General features: G+C 67.4%; 18 protein-coding genes. 1 reads left to right on the top strand and 17 read right to left on the bottom strand.

All coding sequences use genetic code 11. The features are described 5' to 3' along the window. Window positions 1–2: 2 nt before the first annotated feature. From I6A82_RS04860 to I6A82_RS04805, 12 genes are all read right to left on the bottom strand, one after another. Entirely contained in the window at window positions 3–2,171 is a 2,169-nt protein-coding gene (locus I6A82_RS04860) for a phage tail protein (RefSeq protein ID WP_198093974.1), read from the bottom strand. Window positions 2,172–2,174: 3 nt separating this feature from the next. Continuing rightward, window positions 2,175–2,576 (bottom strand): peptidoglycan endopeptidase, encoded by a 402-nt coding sequence (locus I6A82_RS04855; RefSeq protein ID WP_198093973.1) that lies wholly within the window; start codon window positions 2,574–2,576, stop codon window positions 2,175–2,177. Further along, on the bottom strand, window positions 2,576–3,388 hold the full coding sequence (locus tag I6A82_RS04850; RefSeq protein ID WP_198093972.1) for a DUF2163 domain-containing protein: 813 nt from the start codon (window positions 3,386–3,388) through the stop codon (window positions 2,576–2,578). Before I6A82_RS04850 ends, I6A82_RS04855 begins: the two co-directional genes overlap by 1 nt. A 4-nt stretch (window positions 3,389–3,392) precedes the next feature. Beyond that, window positions 3,393–5,717 carry a DUF2460 domain-containing protein gene (locus I6A82_RS04845; protein ID WP_198093971.1) on the bottom strand — a complete coding sequence of 775 codons (2,325 nt, stop codon included), beginning with the start codon at window positions 5,715–5,717 and terminating at the stop codon, window positions 3,393–3,395. 26 nt (window positions 5,718–5,743) lie between these two features. Further along, window positions 5,744–6,310: a tail tape measure protein gene (locus I6A82_RS04840; protein WP_198093970.1), complete on the bottom strand. Its 567-nt coding sequence runs from the start codon at window positions 6,308–6,310 to the stop codon at window positions 5,744–5,746. After that, a complete protein-coding gene (locus tag I6A82_RS04835) occupies window positions 6,303–6,482 on the bottom strand; it encodes a phage tail assembly chaperone (RefSeq protein ID WP_198093969.1) in 180 nt (59 codons plus the stop codon). The genes I6A82_RS04840 and I6A82_RS04835 overlap by 8 nt, the downstream gene beginning before the upstream one ends. Before the next feature lie 4 nt (window positions 6,483–6,486). Continuing rightward, window positions 6,487–6,801 carry a gene transfer agent family protein gene (locus tag I6A82_RS04830; RefSeq protein WP_198093968.1) on the bottom strand — a complete coding sequence of 105 codons (315 nt, stop codon included), beginning with the start codon at window positions 6,799–6,801 and terminating at the stop codon, window positions 6,487–6,489. Then, window positions 6,798–7,205 carry a phage major tail protein, TP901-1 family gene (locus I6A82_RS04825; protein WP_198093967.1) on the bottom strand — a complete coding sequence of 136 codons (408 nt, stop codon included), beginning with the start codon at window positions 7,203–7,205 and terminating at the stop codon, window positions 6,798–6,800. The genes I6A82_RS04830 and I6A82_RS04825 overlap by 4 nt, the downstream gene beginning before the upstream one ends. A gap of 56 nt (window positions 7,206–7,261) precedes the next feature. Then, window positions 7,262–7,648, bottom strand: coding sequence for a tail completion protein gp17 (gp17, locus tag I6A82_RS04820; RefSeq protein WP_198093966.1), 387 nt, complete (start codon window positions 7,646–7,648; stop codon window positions 7,262–7,264). After that, complete coding sequence (locus I6A82_RS04815; RefSeq protein WP_198093965.1) at window positions 7,645–7,881, bottom strand: hypothetical protein; 237 nt, start codon at window positions 7,879–7,881, stop codon at window positions 7,645–7,647. Before I6A82_RS04815 ends, gp17 begins: the two co-directional genes overlap by 4 nt. Window positions 7,882–7,892: 11 nt before the next feature. Continuing rightward, on the bottom strand, window positions 7,893–8,432 hold the full coding sequence (locus I6A82_RS04810) for a head-tail connector protein (RefSeq protein ID WP_198093964.1): 540 nt from the start codon (window positions 8,430–8,432) through the stop codon (window positions 7,893–7,895). Between the two features lie 215 nt (window positions 8,433–8,647). After that, window positions 8,648–9,871 (bottom strand): phage major capsid protein, encoded by a 1,224-nt coding sequence (locus I6A82_RS04805; RefSeq protein WP_198093963.1) that lies wholly within the window; start codon window positions 9,869–9,871, stop codon window positions 8,648–8,650. Window positions 9,872–10,022: 151 nt separating this feature from the next. Here I6A82_RS04805 and I6A82_RS04800 point away from each other — a divergent pair, with 151 nt between their 5' ends. Then, window positions 10,023–10,331 carry a hypothetical protein gene (locus I6A82_RS04800; protein WP_198093962.1) on the top strand — a complete coding sequence of 103 codons (309 nt, stop codon included), beginning with the start codon at window positions 10,023–10,025 and terminating at the stop codon, window positions 10,329–10,331. A 169-nt stretch (window positions 10,332–10,500) separates the two neighbouring features. Here I6A82_RS04800 and I6A82_RS04795 read toward each other — a convergent pair whose 3' ends face one another. The 5 genes from I6A82_RS04795 to I6A82_RS04775 all read right to left on the bottom strand — a co-directional run bounded on the left by I6A82_RS04795 (window position 10,501) and on the right by I6A82_RS04775 (window position 14,508). Continuing rightward, entirely contained in the window at window positions 10,501–11,019 is a 519-nt protein-coding gene (locus tag I6A82_RS04795) for an HK97 family phage prohead protease (protein WP_198093961.1), read from the bottom strand. Next, window positions 11,016–11,324: a DUF6127 family protein gene (locus tag I6A82_RS04790; protein WP_198093960.1), complete on the bottom strand. Its 309-nt coding sequence runs from the start codon at window positions 11,322–11,324 to the stop codon at window positions 11,016–11,018. Before I6A82_RS04790 ends, I6A82_RS04795 begins: the two co-directional genes overlap by 4 nt. Then, window positions 11,321–12,469 carry a phage portal protein gene (locus tag I6A82_RS04785; protein ID WP_198093959.1) on the bottom strand — a complete coding sequence of 383 codons (1,149 nt, stop codon included), beginning with the start codon at window positions 12,467–12,469 and terminating at the stop codon, window positions 11,321–11,323. Before I6A82_RS04785 ends, I6A82_RS04790 begins: the two co-directional genes overlap by 4 nt. Window positions 12,470–12,643: 174 nt before the next feature. After that, on the bottom strand, window positions 12,644–14,011 hold the full coding sequence (locus I6A82_RS04780) for a DNA-packaging protein (protein WP_198093958.1): 1,368 nt from the start codon (window positions 14,009–14,011) through the stop codon (window positions 12,644–12,646). Continuing rightward, the gene (locus I6A82_RS04775; RefSeq protein ID WP_198093957.1) at window positions 14,008–14,508 is read right to left on the bottom strand and encodes a hypothetical protein; all 501 of its coding nucleotides are present in this window, start codon (window positions 14,506–14,508) and stop codon (window positions 14,008–14,010) included. Before I6A82_RS04775 ends, I6A82_RS04780 begins: the two co-directional genes overlap by 4 nt. Window positions 14,509–14,616 lie beyond the last annotated feature (108 nt).

Genomic DNA, 14,616 nt, shown 5'->3' with positions numbered 1-14,616 from the left:
GTTTAGAGAGGGCAGGTGAATTCAGCAGCGGTAGAAGGCCCGTGGCGCCCGATCTGGCGCACCGCGATCCTAATCGGCGAACGCCCATGGTCGCGCCACGCCGCGACGGTAGCTGACGCGATCGCATAAGCCGGCCCGGCGCACTCATCATCGACAAGAGAGACGCCATCTGCCCCGCTGATCGCAATCCGATAGTGCTCCACATCCTCGCCAAGCGGTGGTTCCACCAAGAGCGACCAGTCGGCACCGATGCGCGAGCGACGGACCCAACCGATGTTCAAGGATCCGTCGGCCTGCGATATTGCGGTCAAATGTACGGGCGCGAGTGGTAAGGTCGCGCGGCCATTCAACGTCAGCCTTTCGACGGCCGGGGTTGTATCGCCCACGCCAACCGCGGTGGCGACGAGCGGCAATCCGGCAGCGACCTCCCATTCGTCCACTAACCGCATTCTGCCAATCTCCAGGAGCAGGAAAGCCGCACCCGCTGTCGCTTCATCCGCCGCACTTCCGAAAAGGCCGCGATGGAGACGCTCGATCCGGTAACGCCCGCCGCCCAGGGCGACGGCACGCTCGAACTGGACGACTTCACCTCCAATGGATGCGAGATTAGCGCCTGTAAAAAGCGCCTCGCGGTCAGCGTCACCGAGGGCAAGGTCGTCCCCGATCAAGTGGATGATCACGGCCTGCCTGACATCAACCAGGCCGAAACTCCCGCGCGCAAGCGGGGTTTCGAGTACGCCCATCACGGCGGCGGGCGCAGTCGGGCCGATTGGTCGCAGCGCATCGATCGACGAACCGATCGACAGCGCAGCGCGCCGCCAACCCGCCTGCGCGCCATTGGCGGCGACGGCGACAACCGGCCGGTCTACGCCACGCCGCGTGATATCGGGCAACTCCACCAATCGCAGCGTTGTCGGCCCGTGCACCTCGTCCACTTCGCGGATCGCACGACCGGGAACCGCCGTTGCAGTGATCGGAGTGCGTGCTCCCAACGCGCGTGCGGTGAGCATCATCGCACCGCGGCGATGCTCGACTTCGGTGATAGCCCAGATTGCTCCGCCAAACGCCAACATACGCCCGGCGCGTGGCTCCTGCTCGCCATAAGGCACGGCGATGCGCAGTTGCTCACGCTCCGCGCCAGAGCGCCGGGCAAGCGTTTCCGCCAGCTTCGCGGCCGCATGAGCATCCATCGCCGCCGGAAAATCGAGCCGCCGCACGTCTTGCCCGCCCCCGGATCGCCGCGCTCGTTGCAAGCCCGCCTGATAATCGCGCGCCGGATCATAATAGCGAAGCTCCACCGCCGCCGGAAAATCAGCGAGCGGCGCGCGGCTGCGCTGCGGCCTGTCGACGGCTTCACGCCCGATCGCGATGACCGGGTCTCCCGCACTGCCGATGGAAACAGGTTCGTCATCGAACCGGTATCCGGCCATATCGCGGGAGAGACGAAGGGCCGCGCTCTCGGCAATAAAGGAGACGGCATCCCGCGCACTGCCAGCCAGCGCGAAGCCGCCCACCTGATCGCCGGCATCTCCGTCCACGTAGCCCGCACTCGCCTCTCGCGCGAGTTCCACCAAGCGCACCGATCCGTCGCGCTCGATCAGCTCGAAGCTCAGCGACGGGATGCGGTTGCCATAATCGGCGAGCTGCAGATCCTCGAACACGGCAAAAGCAATTCCGCGAAAGGCCGGCGCCTCGGTTCCTTCCGCTTGCGCAATCAATGGGTCTGCTGTTTGATCGCCATGGCCGGTGTGGAAGCGAAAGCCGGTTTCCACCTTGAAATCCCCGCCCGCGCCGCGCAGCAGATTGCCGTCCGCCCATATCCTCCCGACCTGCGCCGCCGGGCGAGAAGACAGGGCGACCGCAAGGCTCGCGCCATAGCTGTAATTGGTCTGGCTCGGCCGCCCTTTGCCGCCGCCATCGCTGCTGACATGTTCGTTGAGCGGCGTTGCCCAGATCACCGTGCCCGCCACGCGCATGGTGCCGAACATGGCCGGGATTTCGCTGCCATAGCTCGACGTCTGCACGTCCAGCTCCTTCAGACGTGGCCCTTCCCTGCCTTTCGCCCCGCCGAAGATGGTCTGATCCAGCGCGCGTCCGGCAAGGCTGCCGATGGCAGCACCGATCGGGCCGCCAAGCGCAAAGCCGACAGCGTTGAAGACGATGGTCGCCATGCGTCAATCTCCGGAAATGAACGGCGCGCGCCAGACCGAAACAATCGGCCAGAGAAGCGTACCGGGCAAAAACACCACTTGGCGCAGGCCCGCATGGGCGTGAACAAAACCGTCCGGTACCGCGACCAGCAGATGAAACTGGACCGGCCCCGCGCGCACCAGCACGAGATCGCCGGCCTCCAACGCCCCCTGCACATGGGCAAATTGGTGCCGGTCAAACCAGCGGTGCCAGCGATCCGCAGACGCGCCCTGCAAACGATAGCCCGATGGCAGCGGCAGCTCCCTGTACAGCGCCATCGCAGCAAGGCCGATGCAATCCAGCCCGCTCGCGCGGTCGCGCCCGCCAATCCGGAAGCGCGTGCCGACCAATGCCAGGGCACGGTTGCAGATGTCCTGCCGATTCATCAGCGCCCACCCGGATAACGGGTGAGCAGATCATTGCCCGGCAGATGCGGCTCGCCGCGGAAATTGACGGCATTGCCGAAACGGCCCGCACAAGTCGCGATCGAACGGTCACAGCCCTGGGTGAGCATTGCGCGGACGCCCTCCCCCAATACCAACCGAGGCGGTTCGGTGAGCCAGATGTCAGCGCCCGCGCCGTCCGCGATGTCGTGGATCATACCGCAGGCCGCCCCCGACAGGAAACGCAGCCGCCCGAAACGGTAGAGCCCGCCATCGACAAGCCCTCCAAGCGTCAGCTTTTCACCCTCGATGCCTCTCACCACGAAGTCGCGAGTGAACCGCATGGCATCGAGCCCGCATTCCCGCCCGCAGAAATCCGCGCGGCAGCCGGGCGATGTGCGCGGTGCCACCGGCCGGTCCAGCGCGGCGGCGGGGCCGCGCAGCTCCGCACGAAACGCCCCGCCGCTGCGGCTGAGTTCGCCCAGCTCACCCTTGGCAAGCGAGCGCCGGTTCGCGGTGTCGGTCCAATCGACCAGCTGGATTTCGAGCGTGGCCCCGTCCCAGCGCCCCGCGTCCAGATCGGCCTCGCTGATCGCAGCGCTGCTGAGCCCGCCATCGATATCGAGCCCATCGCCTTCCAGTTTCGCGGTCTCAACGATCGCGCTCGGCACCATGCCGGGTCCCGCCCGGTGCAGCAGCCCGTCGATCACCAGATCGCGGTCGTGAGACGTGAACCCAAGCGCCACCCCGTCCCGCCGGATCATCGTCCAGACATAAGCCGTGGTGGCGCATGGTTCGTCCAACCAGTGGGGCATGGCCTTACTCCTTCACCTCAATCAGCGGCACGCTGGCGAGATCGGCAGCACCCTGGGTGGCGGCGGCGATCTCGAGGCGGTCTTCGGCGAAGCGCACGGGGACGTCGAAGCGGAAGCCAGCGGTGACTGCGGCCCCATCCGGCGGCGGTGTGTCGAAGCGCAAAAACCCGAGCGGCTGCAACGTGAAGCCCTGTGTTTCCACGCCGCCGATGCCGGCGCGCAGCGTGCCCGCGACGGGGCGCGTGATCCGCCGCTGCTGCTCCGCCTCCCCTGCGCCATAAATCTTCACCAACGGAAAGTCGGTCGCCAGCCCATCGCCGGTGCCGATGCGCTGATCGAACGGGCCGGGCGCGTCCGTCATTCCGGCCGAGCTGTGATCGCTGGGATCGGTGAAACGAAAGCCGATCGCCGCGCCGCGCCGTGCGCGGAAAAAGGAAATTAGCTCCGCCGCATCGGCATCGCTGCGCACCCCCGGCCCGGCATCGAAGGCCAGCCGCGCATCGGCCCAGTCGCTCGTCCGGCGTTCGCGCCCGGAGAGCGTAGTGACGATACCGGTCGAAAATTCGGACGTGACAGTGGCGTGCCGCCCGATCGCGATCGGAAAGCGCACATCGTCGAAGCCGCGCATGGCATCCTCCTCCAACTGAAAATAGGTGAAGCCGTCGCGCGCCACCTGCGGCAGCGCCCAGACATAATTGCGGGCCGGCGTGCGCGCCTCGGCCAGATCGATCGCGCGGGCGATGGCCTGCCATTGCGCCTCTTCTTCCGGTTTCAGCACGAAGCCCACGAAAAACTCTTGCTCGGCCAGCGGATAGCCGAGCCGCGCGGTCATCGCGGCGACGCCGCTTTCAGTGCCCGCGTGATTGGCGGCGACCGTCCAGTCATAATCCTCCAGCTGCAGCACATCGAAGGCGGGCGCGGCCCAGCCGACGGGTACATTGGCCCGCCGCGCATCCGGGGCGGCAGCGTCCAGCACGGTGGGCAGATAGACCAGCAGATAGAGCGTGGCCCCTGCGCTGCCCGCCTCATCCCGCACCGCATCGGCCAGCGCGGCGGTGGCAGCGGCCAGCATTTCTCCCGCGCGGTCGAGCATCGCCTGCTGGGCCGCCGTCTTCGCGCCGTCGATCGACGGGATCGAGACGATGTCGCTACCGAAAGCGTTCCACGCCGCCGCGTCGTAGAGGCAGATGCGCCTGTCCGGCATGATCCACCACCAGGGCTCGCCGATCTGAAAGCGCACGGCCTGCCCCGCATCGCGCTGGATCGCGGCAAAGGCGCGGCCCACGGCGCGAAGATAGCCCATTGCGCCGCCATGCGCGGGCGAGAGCAAAGTGGACGGCGGGTTCCAGCCGGTCAGCGCCGGATCGCCATTTTCCGCACGCTGCTTCCAGTCGTTCCAGCAATGCGCGTCGAACAGTTCGAAGCTCAATGACAGGATCGTCTCGAACCCCATCGCCAGCGCGCGGGCCGCGAAGTCGCGGTGCCAGGCGCTGCACGGGGCATTGAGCGTGCCGCCGGCCAGCGAGACATAGAGCCCCGGCCCGCTGCTCTCGAGCCGGAAATAATGGCTCATTCCGACATAATGGTTGATGATCCCGCGATAGCCGAGCGCGCGGATCTGGCGCAGCAGCCGTTCGGGGCTCTGATTGTACGCATCGTCATAACCCGTCGCCATGCGCAGCGCATGCTCGGGCAGCATGGCATCGGCGATGCCGATCACCGCGCGCTCACCGTCGCAGGTGATATCGCTGATCTCCACCCAAGCCTCGGCAGGCTGGGCAAGCCGTCCCGCCTCGCCCGTATAGCCGGGCGGCACCAGCGAGATGAACATCCGGTCGATGTCCTTGGGATGCACCGGATCGGCCTCGCCCGGCAGCAGGAAACCGCCCGCCAGCGTCTGGAACGGCAGCGTGATAGCCGCGTCCTGCGGCGTGCCCACGGCATAGTTCCACAGGCGCACATACCAGCTGCGCTGTTTTCCCGCCGCGTCGCGACCCTCGATCGTCAGTGTCGGCCCGTTGACCGCATCGAGCGGCATCAGGCCGGTGGAGCGCCAGTGGAAGCGCAGCGTCAGCCGCGAATAATCGCGCACCGTTTCATAAGCGAGCAGAGGATGGTCCCAGCGGTCCTCGCTCTCCCAGATCAGCCCGGCAAGATCGTCGCTATTGTAGAATACGGCATCGACGCGCAGTGCGCCGGGGCCGGTGGTGACGGTGGACGCCATCATCGGGCGTGGAAAGTTGACGGTCCAGAAGCGCGCGTCGAAGCGGGCCATATGGCCCTGCTCTACCGCGGCAGCATGGTCCGGGCGGGCCAGCCAGTGGGGCATGAGGATTTCTCCCGAAAATGGCGTTTCTAAGCCTCGAGCGCGCGCTTCACTGCCTGCGCCACCTGGCGGCTGGAACGTTGCAGCGCTTGCGGGGCGCTGCCCGCACGATCGGCGATGTGGACGGTGAGGTTCACCACCGGCGCGGGCGCGGCGGCACCTGTCGCCTCGACCCGCCCGCTGGTTGTCGGCACGAACCATTCCGGCCCGCGCTCGCCCACGCGGTAAGCCCGGCCGGGCGACACCGGTCCGCCGGTCGCACGGCCCGGCGCGCCGAGCAGTTGACCGACAATACCGCCGAGCGCCGCGCCAGCGCCTCCCCCGCCCGAACCCCCCAGCAGCGATCCGATGCCTGCGCGGATGGCGGCACTGGCAATCTCGTCCAGCACGGAAAGCGCCACGGCCTTCAGCTCCTCAAAACCGAACCGACCACGCCGGATGGCGGCGCTCAGTCCGCGTTCCAAGGCGCGCCCCGCCCGCTCCATCCCGTCCGCCATCGGCCCGTCGAGCTGCGCGCGCATCGCCTGCACATCGCGCGCAAAACCTTGCGTGTCGGCGCGCACGCCGATCACCAGCGTTTCCAGTTCTTCATCCATCGGGAAATCTTTCCATCAGATCGTCGAGATCGGGCGGCGCATACGTTCCGCCGGGCGGCAAAAGGATGGCGGCCAGTTCCGCCGGCGTCGCGGCCCAGAAGTCATCGGGCCGCCAGTGAAGCCAATGGGCGGCGAGAGCGGACAGGCGCAGGGCACTGTCGGCGAAGGTCACCCCCTCACCGCCCCTGCAAGATCTGCTTCAGCAGCACGCGGAGCGCCGGGGTCAGCGCGGCAAGGCCCGCCTCCGCCAGCGCCTCGCCGAAGCGTTCGCGGGTGAGGCCCCCCGGCCCATCCGCCAGGCAGTGCCAGAACAGCGCCGCCAGTTCGCCAAGCCGAAGCTCCCCCGCCGCGGCGCGTTCCACCAGCGCAAACAAGGGGCCAAGCTCCTCTTCGGCCGCCACCAGCGCGGCAAAGCTCGGGCGCAGCCGTAACGCTTCGCCGCCGATACGCACCGAAGCTTCGCCCCGCGCGGGGTTTGCCGCCGCGCTCACAGGCTCGCCACCGCGCCGGAGCTTTCCAGGCTCAGCGTATAATTGCGCTCGCCATTATAATCGCCAGCATAATCGAGCCGGCTGACCAGGAACCGCCCGCGCATCCGTTCGCCGCTCTCGAAGCTCAGTTCATAGTCGTCGATCTTCCCGGTTAGCGCATGGCCGCGCAGCCGTGTTTCGGCATCGGAGCCGGTGAAGATGCCCGCGCCCGAGACGCTGACCGAGCGCACGCCCGCGCCCGACAGCAGCTCACGCCACCCGCCGCTATCCTTGCTGGTGACGTTCACCGCCTCGCCATTGATCGACAGCTGCGTGGTGCGCAGACCCGCGATGGTGGCGTAAGCGGGGCTCGCCGCTCCGTCGCCGATCTTGAGTAGAAAGGTACTGCCCTTTTCGGCCGGCATATTGGTTCTCCTTTTTCAATAAAGCAGTCCTCCCCAAGCGCGCTTGGGGAGGATCGTCAGTGCTCCAGCATCCGCACCCGAAATTCGATCAGGCGGCGGCGCCGCTTGCCCTCGTCGCTCGCAAGGCTGCGCCAATAGACGCAGCTGGCGATGCGCCAGCCGGGTAGGTCCGGCGGCAGCGCGAGGATCGCGGCTTCGGCGGCGTCCGCCAAGTCCGGCAGCACCGTCGCCTCGGGAGCTTCGACCATGACGCCGAGCCGCAGCTCGCGGCCCCGCGCGGTCTTGGTGCCCCAATCGACCGACAGGATATCGGGCAGATAGGTGAAGGGCGGCTGCGCGCCGGAAGGCACGCTGTCGTAGACGCCGTTCAGCCGGGTACTCAGAAACGGATCGTCACGCAGCGCAGCCAGGGCAGCCTCGCGCACTATGGTCGCGGCACTCATCGCAGCCACCCGCCGGGCCAGTGCAGCCGTGCATCGCGCATCATCCGTGCGAGCAACCCGCGCGCCTTTACGGTCAAGCCGCGCGCATCGCGCGACACCTGCGCATCGGGCAGCGCATCGCCATAGATCTGCGCCAGCAGCGCTGCGCGTCGCTCGGCTCGCCACGCAGCCATCGCCGCACCGCGCCGCAGCAGCGCCTGTGCCGCCCGCCCGCTTCCAGCAAGCCCGCTCATGCGCCCCGCCTTCATGCCAACACCACCCGGCGCCAGGGCCGCCACAAGGCCGTGACGGCAGCGGGGACGGCTGCTTGCGCCGAGCGCTCCGAATAGCCGAACCCCGCCAACCGCACGATGCCCTGGCGCAGCGTTTCGGGCACGCCCTCCCAATGGCCGGCAATTCCCGCGCTGTAATGGACGCGCACCCTCCCGGCAGCGCCCGGCCTCTCGATCCGGATACGCCCGCCGCCGTCGGCGGCGATGTCGATCGCATAGGCATCGACCGGCAGCGCGATATCCGATCCTTCCGCGAGCAGGCCGTCGACCGCCTCTATCGACACCACCGGCCGATGCGTCAGCGCCTGCCAGCCGGAACCGGCGGTGAGCAACTCGGCATAATCGCGCAGGATCAGCGTGGTGCCGAGAAAGCATTCGCACTGCTCATAGGCACTGCGCAGTTGCTCGGTCAGCGCCTCATCCTCACCATCGATGGCGATGCGCAGATATTGCTTGAGCGCGGCGAGCGCGGCGGGGCCGAGATCGGGCGGTGTGCTGGTGACGAGGCCCATCAGCTTGGCTCCTTTCAGGTAGGTGAAACATAAAAAATCCTCCCCGAGCTTGGCTCGGGGAGGGGGACCGCTCGACGCAGTCGAGGTGTGGAGGGGCCGGCCGGACCGCCCGGCACCGCTAAGTTCGATCGAATCGGAGCGCTACGGCCCCTCCACCATTTGCCTTCGGCAAACGGTCCCCCTCCCCTCGCCGGAGCGAGGGGAGGATATGGCGTTTACGAAGCGCTGAACCGCAAGACCTTGATCGCCTCGGCATTCATCACCTGGCCGCCCACGCGCTTCGTCGCGTAGAAGTGCACGAACGGCTTGTTGGTGAAGGGATCGCGCAGGATGCTCGTCGCGCTGCGCTCGGCGATCAGATAGCCTTCGCGGAAATTGCCGAAGGCGATGGCGGGCGCGTCGGCGGCGATGTCCGGCATGTCCTCCGCCTCCACCAGCGGATAGCCGAGCAGCGTGTCCGGCCGCCCCGCGGCGAGCGAGGGCTGCCACAGGAACGCGCCGTCCGCCGTCTTGAACTTGCGGATGCGCGCCAGCGTGGCCGAGTTCATCACGAACGCCGCGCCTTGCCGATAGGCGGGCCGCAGCGCGTGGACCAGATCGACCAGCGCATCTTCCGGATTGGTACCGCCGAAGCTGCCGGACGAACCGCTGGGGACATATTGCATCTGCCCGAAGGCGCGCACGTCATCCGGCTCGTCGGTCATGCTGACGGACAGGAAGCCGCGCGGTTGGTTCACCCCGCTGCCGTTTACGAACGCCGCACCCTCAGCCCGGGCGAACTCGCGGGCGATCTCGTCCGCCAGCCAGGCCTGCACGTCGAACGCGGCATCGTCGAGCATCGCCTGGCTAGCGGCGGGGTTGGCGTAGAGCTCGCCGGTCGGCGGGGCGATTTCGGCAAAGTCCGGCGTGGCCGTGGCGGGCCGCCCCGCCGTCTCGCTCACCCAGCCCGACGGCGTGCCGCCCGTGGTCACCAGCTTGCGATAGCCTGCGGTGCCGGTCTGCACCACGGTGGCGATGGCGCGGATCGGCGAGATATCGAGCAAGGTCCGCCCGATCAGCGCATCGATCTGGCGCGGCACGGCATAGCCGCCCTCCGGGCCCGAAGCGGAGGAAAGCGACTTCACCTCCGTCTCCCGCCCGCGCCGCAAATAGCCCTCGATAAAACTCTTCACTTCGGGCGCGGCGGACACCGGCGCATCGCCGCCCTCACCCGCGACGGTGGAGGCAAGCACCGGACGCGCGGCAGCGGCGGCCACCTTGTCCATGCGCGATCGCAGCCCGCCGACATCGCTTTTCAACTGATCGACATCGGTGCGCAGGCCCGCAATCTTTGCTTCATGCTCATCGACGCGCAACACCGCGTCGAACGAAGCCTCCAGCGGATCGGCGGCAGGCGTCACCGCAGACTGCGGCGCGGCATTGGTGGTCATGATATCCATGGGATTTCCTTTTCTTGGGATGGATTTTGGACACAAAAAAGCCGCCCGGAGGCGGCACCTTTGCAGAGCAGAACTCAAATCTGTTGAATGCTTTGATTTCCGTATTTAATATAGATCGTGGTGATGAATCGATGTTCTTAGGAGGATGATAATGTCGAGCGTGTACCAGATGATACGTGATAGTATGGAAGCCAGAAAACCGTTCTCTTGTGATTACCAAGGTCATCGAAGGGAGGTATGCGCCCATACATTGGGAAGAAAAAACGGAGAGGAGAAAGTCCTCACCTTCCAATATGCCGGGGGCAGTTCTTCAGGCCTCCCGGAAGGCGGGCAATGGCGCTGCATGTTTATTGCTCAAATTTCTGCGGTGGAGTTGATCGAAGGGCCTTGGCATTCTTCTGACGAACACACCCAACCACAGACCTGTGTCGATGACGTTGACATGGAAGTTTTCGTTTAGATCTGGAAATATACGCTTGCGCGATAGGCCTCCGCTCGCTGTTTCGAGCGGGGGCCCAAAAAAATTGCCTGCTCGATCGCCCCGTCCTTTTGGATCGCCTCAACAACGTGGCCAGCACCGCGATTTCTAGGTTGAACTTCAACTTGAACAAATGTGGGCAGAGTTCCGCTCATGAACTTTCTCCGAAAATTTGATGCACTCGCGCCAGCGCCTGCATCGGCAGGCGGACTAGGCTGACTTCGACGAGATCGAGCGCGAGCAGGCGGCGGGGGCGGGTGCCTTCGCTCATCCGGACGCGGTAACCGAAGCTGAGGCCGCCGCCCCAGTCGCGGCTGGCGAGCGCGGTGCCTTCGGGCGTGAGCTGCGCGATAACGCGCAGGCCCTTGCGGTCCTCGGCGGCATAGGTGACGGTGCCGATGCGGCGCAGCGGATCGTGCTGCCAGAGCAGCGGGAGCCCGTCCGGTGGCTGCGCGGCGAGGGTGGCGGCAAAGGCACCCGGTTCGATGATGTCGCCGCCGCGATCCTCGATGCCGAAGATCGCAGCATATCCGGCGATGCGGAGGGCCCCGGAAACGCCCTCCTCCGTTCGGGCTGAGCCTGTCGAAGCCCCGTCCTTCTGTCGGGCAAAATAGTACGGCCCTTCGACAAGCTCAGGGCGAACGGATGCGGCATAGTAGGAAAAGCTCATCGCACCATCTCCCCCACGCCGATGCGCACGGCGATGCCGATCAGCATCAGCGCGATCAACGCCTTCACCAGCCAGTCGAGCCCGGCCTTCAGCGCGCCGCGCTTGGCCTCGCGCCAGGCGTCGAGCAGCTGGCGCAGCTCGCGCACGTCGCCATGCGCCTGCGGGTCCGCGAGGCCGAGCCGTTCGAGCGCGCGGGCGGCACCGGCATCGCTTGCCTCTTCCACTATCGCGCGCAGTGTCACCGCGTCGATCCCCTCGCGCCGCGCCTCGAGCGCGAGGCCGGCGAGCATGTCGTTCGTGATCATACCGCCTCCTCCGCCGTCAGCCCCAGCATTTCTCGCTTTTCCTCGCGGCTGAGGAAATCCGCCGCCGTCACGCTGGTCCACAGCCGTTCGCGGTCCTCGGACAGAGCGGGCACGCGGTCGACTGCGACGGTCAGCGCCGCCGCCGGAAACCAGTCGGCAAGGCCCTCGGCCAGCGCCTCGCAGATCGTGCTCGCCAGCGGCAGCAAGGTGAGCCGCCACAGCGCCTTGTTCGCCTCGCGGTAGTTCGCATAGCTGTTGTCGCCCGGCAGCCCGAGCAGCATCGGCGGCACCCCGAAGGCGAGCGCGATGTCGCGCGCGGCGGCTTCTTTCAGCCCGGCGAAGTCCATGTCCGCCGGGCTCATCGCCATGGATTGCCAGCTGAGGCCGCCTTCCAGCAGCATCGGCCGCCCGCTATTGCCGGGGCCCTGATAGGCGCCCTCCAGTTCGGCCTTCAGGCGGGCGAACTGTTCGGGCGAGAGGGTGGAGCCGTCGCCCGGATCGTAGACCAGCGCACCGCTGGGCCGCGCGCCATTGTCCAGCAGCGCGCGGTTCCAGCGGGTGGCGGCATTGTGCAGGCCGATCGCCTCCGCCGCCGCGCCGAGACAGCCCAGGCCGTAATGATCATCGAGCGGATGATAGCCCTTGATGTGGACGATCTGCGGCCGCCCGTCGGTGCCGACCGCGTCGATCGCCTCCACCGCATCGCCCGCGCGATAATGAAAGGCGGCGGGCCAGCCGCGCGCATCGGGGACGATGGTGACACGGTCCGGCCGCAGCGCGAACAGCTCCGCCGCCTCGCCTCCGGGCCCGCGCAGGATCTGCACGAAAGCGTTGCCATGCAGGAGCAGCTGCGCGGCCACCGTCTCGAACAGGCGCTGGCCCGCGCTCGATGCATTGGCCAGCGCGGCGAGGCCGGGCGTATCGCTCTCGACCGGCGCGGCGCCCACGCCTTCGGCCACCAGCCGCACCGCGCGCTGGGCGACGGGGTTGCGTTCGTAACCGGCGCGCACGGCGGCATCATAGGAAAAGGGCGCGTCATCGGTGAAGGCCGCGCCCCAGGGGGAGTTGAACCAGCGCGCCAGACGCGGCCGCTCACCCGCGCCCGCGCCTTTGAAGGCGAGACGCAGCGTATCGAGGATGGTCATGAGTATGTCCTTTCAAATCCTCCCCACATCGTGGGGAGGGGGACCATGCAAAGCATGGTGGAGGGGTCGGCAGAGCAATATTCATTTGTCGAACACGGTCAGATCGAGGCGCCAATACCCCTCCACCCCCCGCTTCGCGGGCGGTCCCCCTCCCCGAGCGAGCTCGGGGAGGATCTAGAGCCCGCGTACCTGCACTTCGCCGCGGCGGTTCAGCAGCAGCGCGGTGATCGCCCAGACGAGCGCGTCGGCGCGGTCCGGGGAGCGGCCGGGGCCTTCATAGCCGCCGCCCGCGATCAGGCCGCAGAGCTGGTCCTCCAGCGCGGGAAAGTGCCCGGCATGGTGCACCTTGTCCGCCTCATAGAGCGCGGCAACAGGCTCCGCGCGCGCCGCCTTGCCGCGGCTGGCGTGGACCAGACGCACCGGCAGCGCGGCGTCGGCGGCGCGCAGCACGCTTTCCACCATCGCACCGCCCTGATTGGCCTCCGCGATCACCCGGTCCGCGCCCCATTCGCGCGCAGCCGAGGCGACGGCGCGGGCCCAGCCCGCCGGCCCCTCACCCTCCACGCTGGCATCGGCTATCACCACGGCCCGCCCGCCCGGCAGCAGCGCGGCGACGATGATCCCGCAGGCATCGCCCTCGCCCGCCCCGGCAGGCGGATCGACGCCGACGACGACGCGGGCCGTCTGCTCCGGAGGAGCGCAGCGGCGTGCCTCCAGCAGCGCGCGGCTCCACAGCGCGCCCTCGACATCGTCGATCAGGTCGCCCGACAGCTCCTGCCGCCCCAGATTGCTCGCACCATATTGCGCCTCCAGATCGGCCACCACGCGGGCCGAGAGATGCGGATTGTCGCGCGTGGCCCCGCGGGTCTCGACGAAGCCGTCCATCGCCATGATCGTGCGCAGGATCGGCACGCTGCGCGGTGTGGTCGTGACCACCGCCTGCGGGCGCTCGCCGAGCCGTAGCCCCAGGATCAGATTGTCCCACACGGGCTTGGCGTGCCGCCATTTGGCCAGCTCGTCGCACCAGGCGGCGTGGTGTTCGGGTCCGCGCAGCGCCTCGGGCGTTTCGGCGGAGAAGACGGTGGCGACCGCGCCGCTATCGAAATGCACCGTGCCCGCCCCCTTCTTCCAGCGCGGTTTTTCATGGGAGCGCGCCACGGCGAGCACGCCGCTGCGCCCCTCCACCATCACCCGCCGAGCGTCCTCGATATTCGCGCCGACCAGCGCGATCTGCGCGTCCGGATTTTGCCGTGCATATTCGCTCACCCATTCCGCGCCCGCCCGCGTCTTGCCGAAGCCGCGGCCAGCGCGGATCAGCCAGACGCGCCAGTTGCCGCAGGGCGCGCGTTGGCCGTCATGTTCGAAGCCCTTCCACCGCCCCACAAGCTCGCGGCGATGGTTGAGCGGTAGACGACGCAGCACAGCCGCCAACTGCTTCAGCGAGAGCCGGGCAAGTGCACGGATCACCACATCCGGACTATGGCTGCGCCTGCTCTTCCGGGCGTTGGCCGGTGCTCGTCCGCTGCGGCGGCCCACGCTCATTTGCGCGTCCTCATCTGGCGGCGCACGATCGCGATCTTGTCTATGATAAGCCGGTCGACCTCCTCGCTACTCGGCATCTGCGTAGCCTGAGCCTGCGCGCGAAAGGCGCCGCCGGTAACGGTTCCGCGGTGCTTGTTGAGCAGGTCCATCGCCTGGGCGAGGGTCATCTCCGCAAAGGGCGCGCCGTCTTCGGGAAAATCCTGAGCGGCTTCACCGGTAAGGTGGAGAGCGCGCCTCAGCAGGGCCCCCTCCAGCCGATCATATCCAACGCGAAGGGCCGACAGCCACTGTTCTGCGAACTCCGGATCGCGATCGCGCAACCGGTAAGCGCCGGACGAACCCATTCCGACGGCCTTCAGCGCGTCCACGACGTTGCAGCTGTTTGCCAGATGATCGCAGAAGCGTTGGCGCTTCTCTTGGGTCCAGATGCCTTCTCGCGATCTGCGCGCCTGCAACCGATGCCCCGCAATGGGCGCAATCCTCAATTCTTCGCTCATCCAGTGCCTCCCAACCCCGACGGAGCGCATGAAAAAAGCCCCCGCCCGGTGGACGGAGGCCGCTGCCCCGAATCGCTTCATCTCGATGTTCTTCTTATGTACCGAAAG

The sequence above is a fragment of the Novosphingopyxis sp. YJ-S2-01 genome (genome assembly GCF_016093175.1).
Classification (GTDB): Bacteria; Pseudomonadota; Alphaproteobacteria; order Sphingomonadales; family Sphingomonadaceae; genus Novosphingopyxis; species Novosphingopyxis iocasae.
Note: the sequence above shows the minus strand (reverse complement) of the source record. Positions and strands in the feature narration are given on the sequence as shown.

Coding starts and splice junctions, on each gene's coding strand:
- I6A82_RS04860 (WP_198093974.1), bottom strand. CDS start 2,171: ATGGCGACCATCGTCTTCAACGCTGTCGGCTTTGCGCTTGGCGGCCCG.
- I6A82_RS04855 (WP_198093973.1), bottom strand. CDS start 2,576: ATGAATCGGCAGGACATCTGCAACCGTGCCCTGGCATTGGTCGGCACG.
- I6A82_RS04850 (WP_198093972.1), bottom strand. CDS start 3,388: ATGCCCCACTGGTTGGACGAACCATGCGCCACCACGGCTTATGTCTGG.
- I6A82_RS04845 (WP_198093971.1), bottom strand. CDS start 5,717: ATGCCCCACTGGCTGGCCCGCCCGGACCATGCTGCCGCGGTAGAGCAG.
- I6A82_RS04840 (WP_198093970.1), bottom strand. CDS start 6,310: ATGGATGAAGAACTGGAAACGCTGGTGATCGGCGTGCGCGCCGACACG.
- I6A82_RS04825 (WP_198093967.1), bottom strand. CDS start 7,205: ATGCCGGCCGAAAAGGGCAGTACCTTTCTACTCAAGATCGGCGACGGA.
- gp17 (WP_198093966.1), bottom strand. CDS start 7,648: ATGAGTGCCGCGACCATAGTGCGCGAGGCTGCCCTGGCTGCGCTGCGT.
- I6A82_RS04815 (WP_198093965.1), bottom strand. CDS start 7,881: ATGAGCGGGCTTGCTGGAAGCGGGCGGGCGGCACAGGCGCTGCTGCGG.
- I6A82_RS04810 (WP_198093964.1), bottom strand. CDS start 8,432: ATGGGCCTCGTCACCAGCACACCGCCCGATCTCGGCCCCGCCGCGCTC.
- I6A82_RS04805 (WP_198093963.1), bottom strand. CDS start 9,871: ATGGATATCATGACCACCAATGCCGCGCCGCAGTCTGCGGTGACGCCT.
- I6A82_RS04800 (WP_198093962.1), top strand. CDS start 10,023: ATGTCGAGCGTGTACCAGATGATACGTGATAGTATGGAAGCCAGAAAA.
- I6A82_RS04795 (WP_198093961.1), bottom strand. CDS start 11,019: ATGAGCTTTTCCTACTATGCCGCATCCGTTCGCCCTGAGCTTGTCGAA.
- I6A82_RS04790 (WP_198093960.1), bottom strand. CDS start 11,324: ATGATCACGAACGACATGCTCGCCGGCCTCGCGCTCGAGGCGCGGCGC.
- I6A82_RS04785 (WP_198093959.1), bottom strand. CDS start 12,469: ATGACCATCCTCGATACGCTGCGTCTCGCCTTCAAAGGCGCGGGCGCG.
- I6A82_RS04780 (WP_198093958.1), bottom strand. CDS start 14,011: ATGAGCGTGGGCCGCCGCAGCGGACGAGCACCGGCCAACGCCCGGAAG.
- I6A82_RS04775 (WP_198093957.1), bottom strand. CDS start 14,508: ATGAGCGAAGAATTGAGGATTGCGCCCATTGCGGGGCATCGGTTGCAG.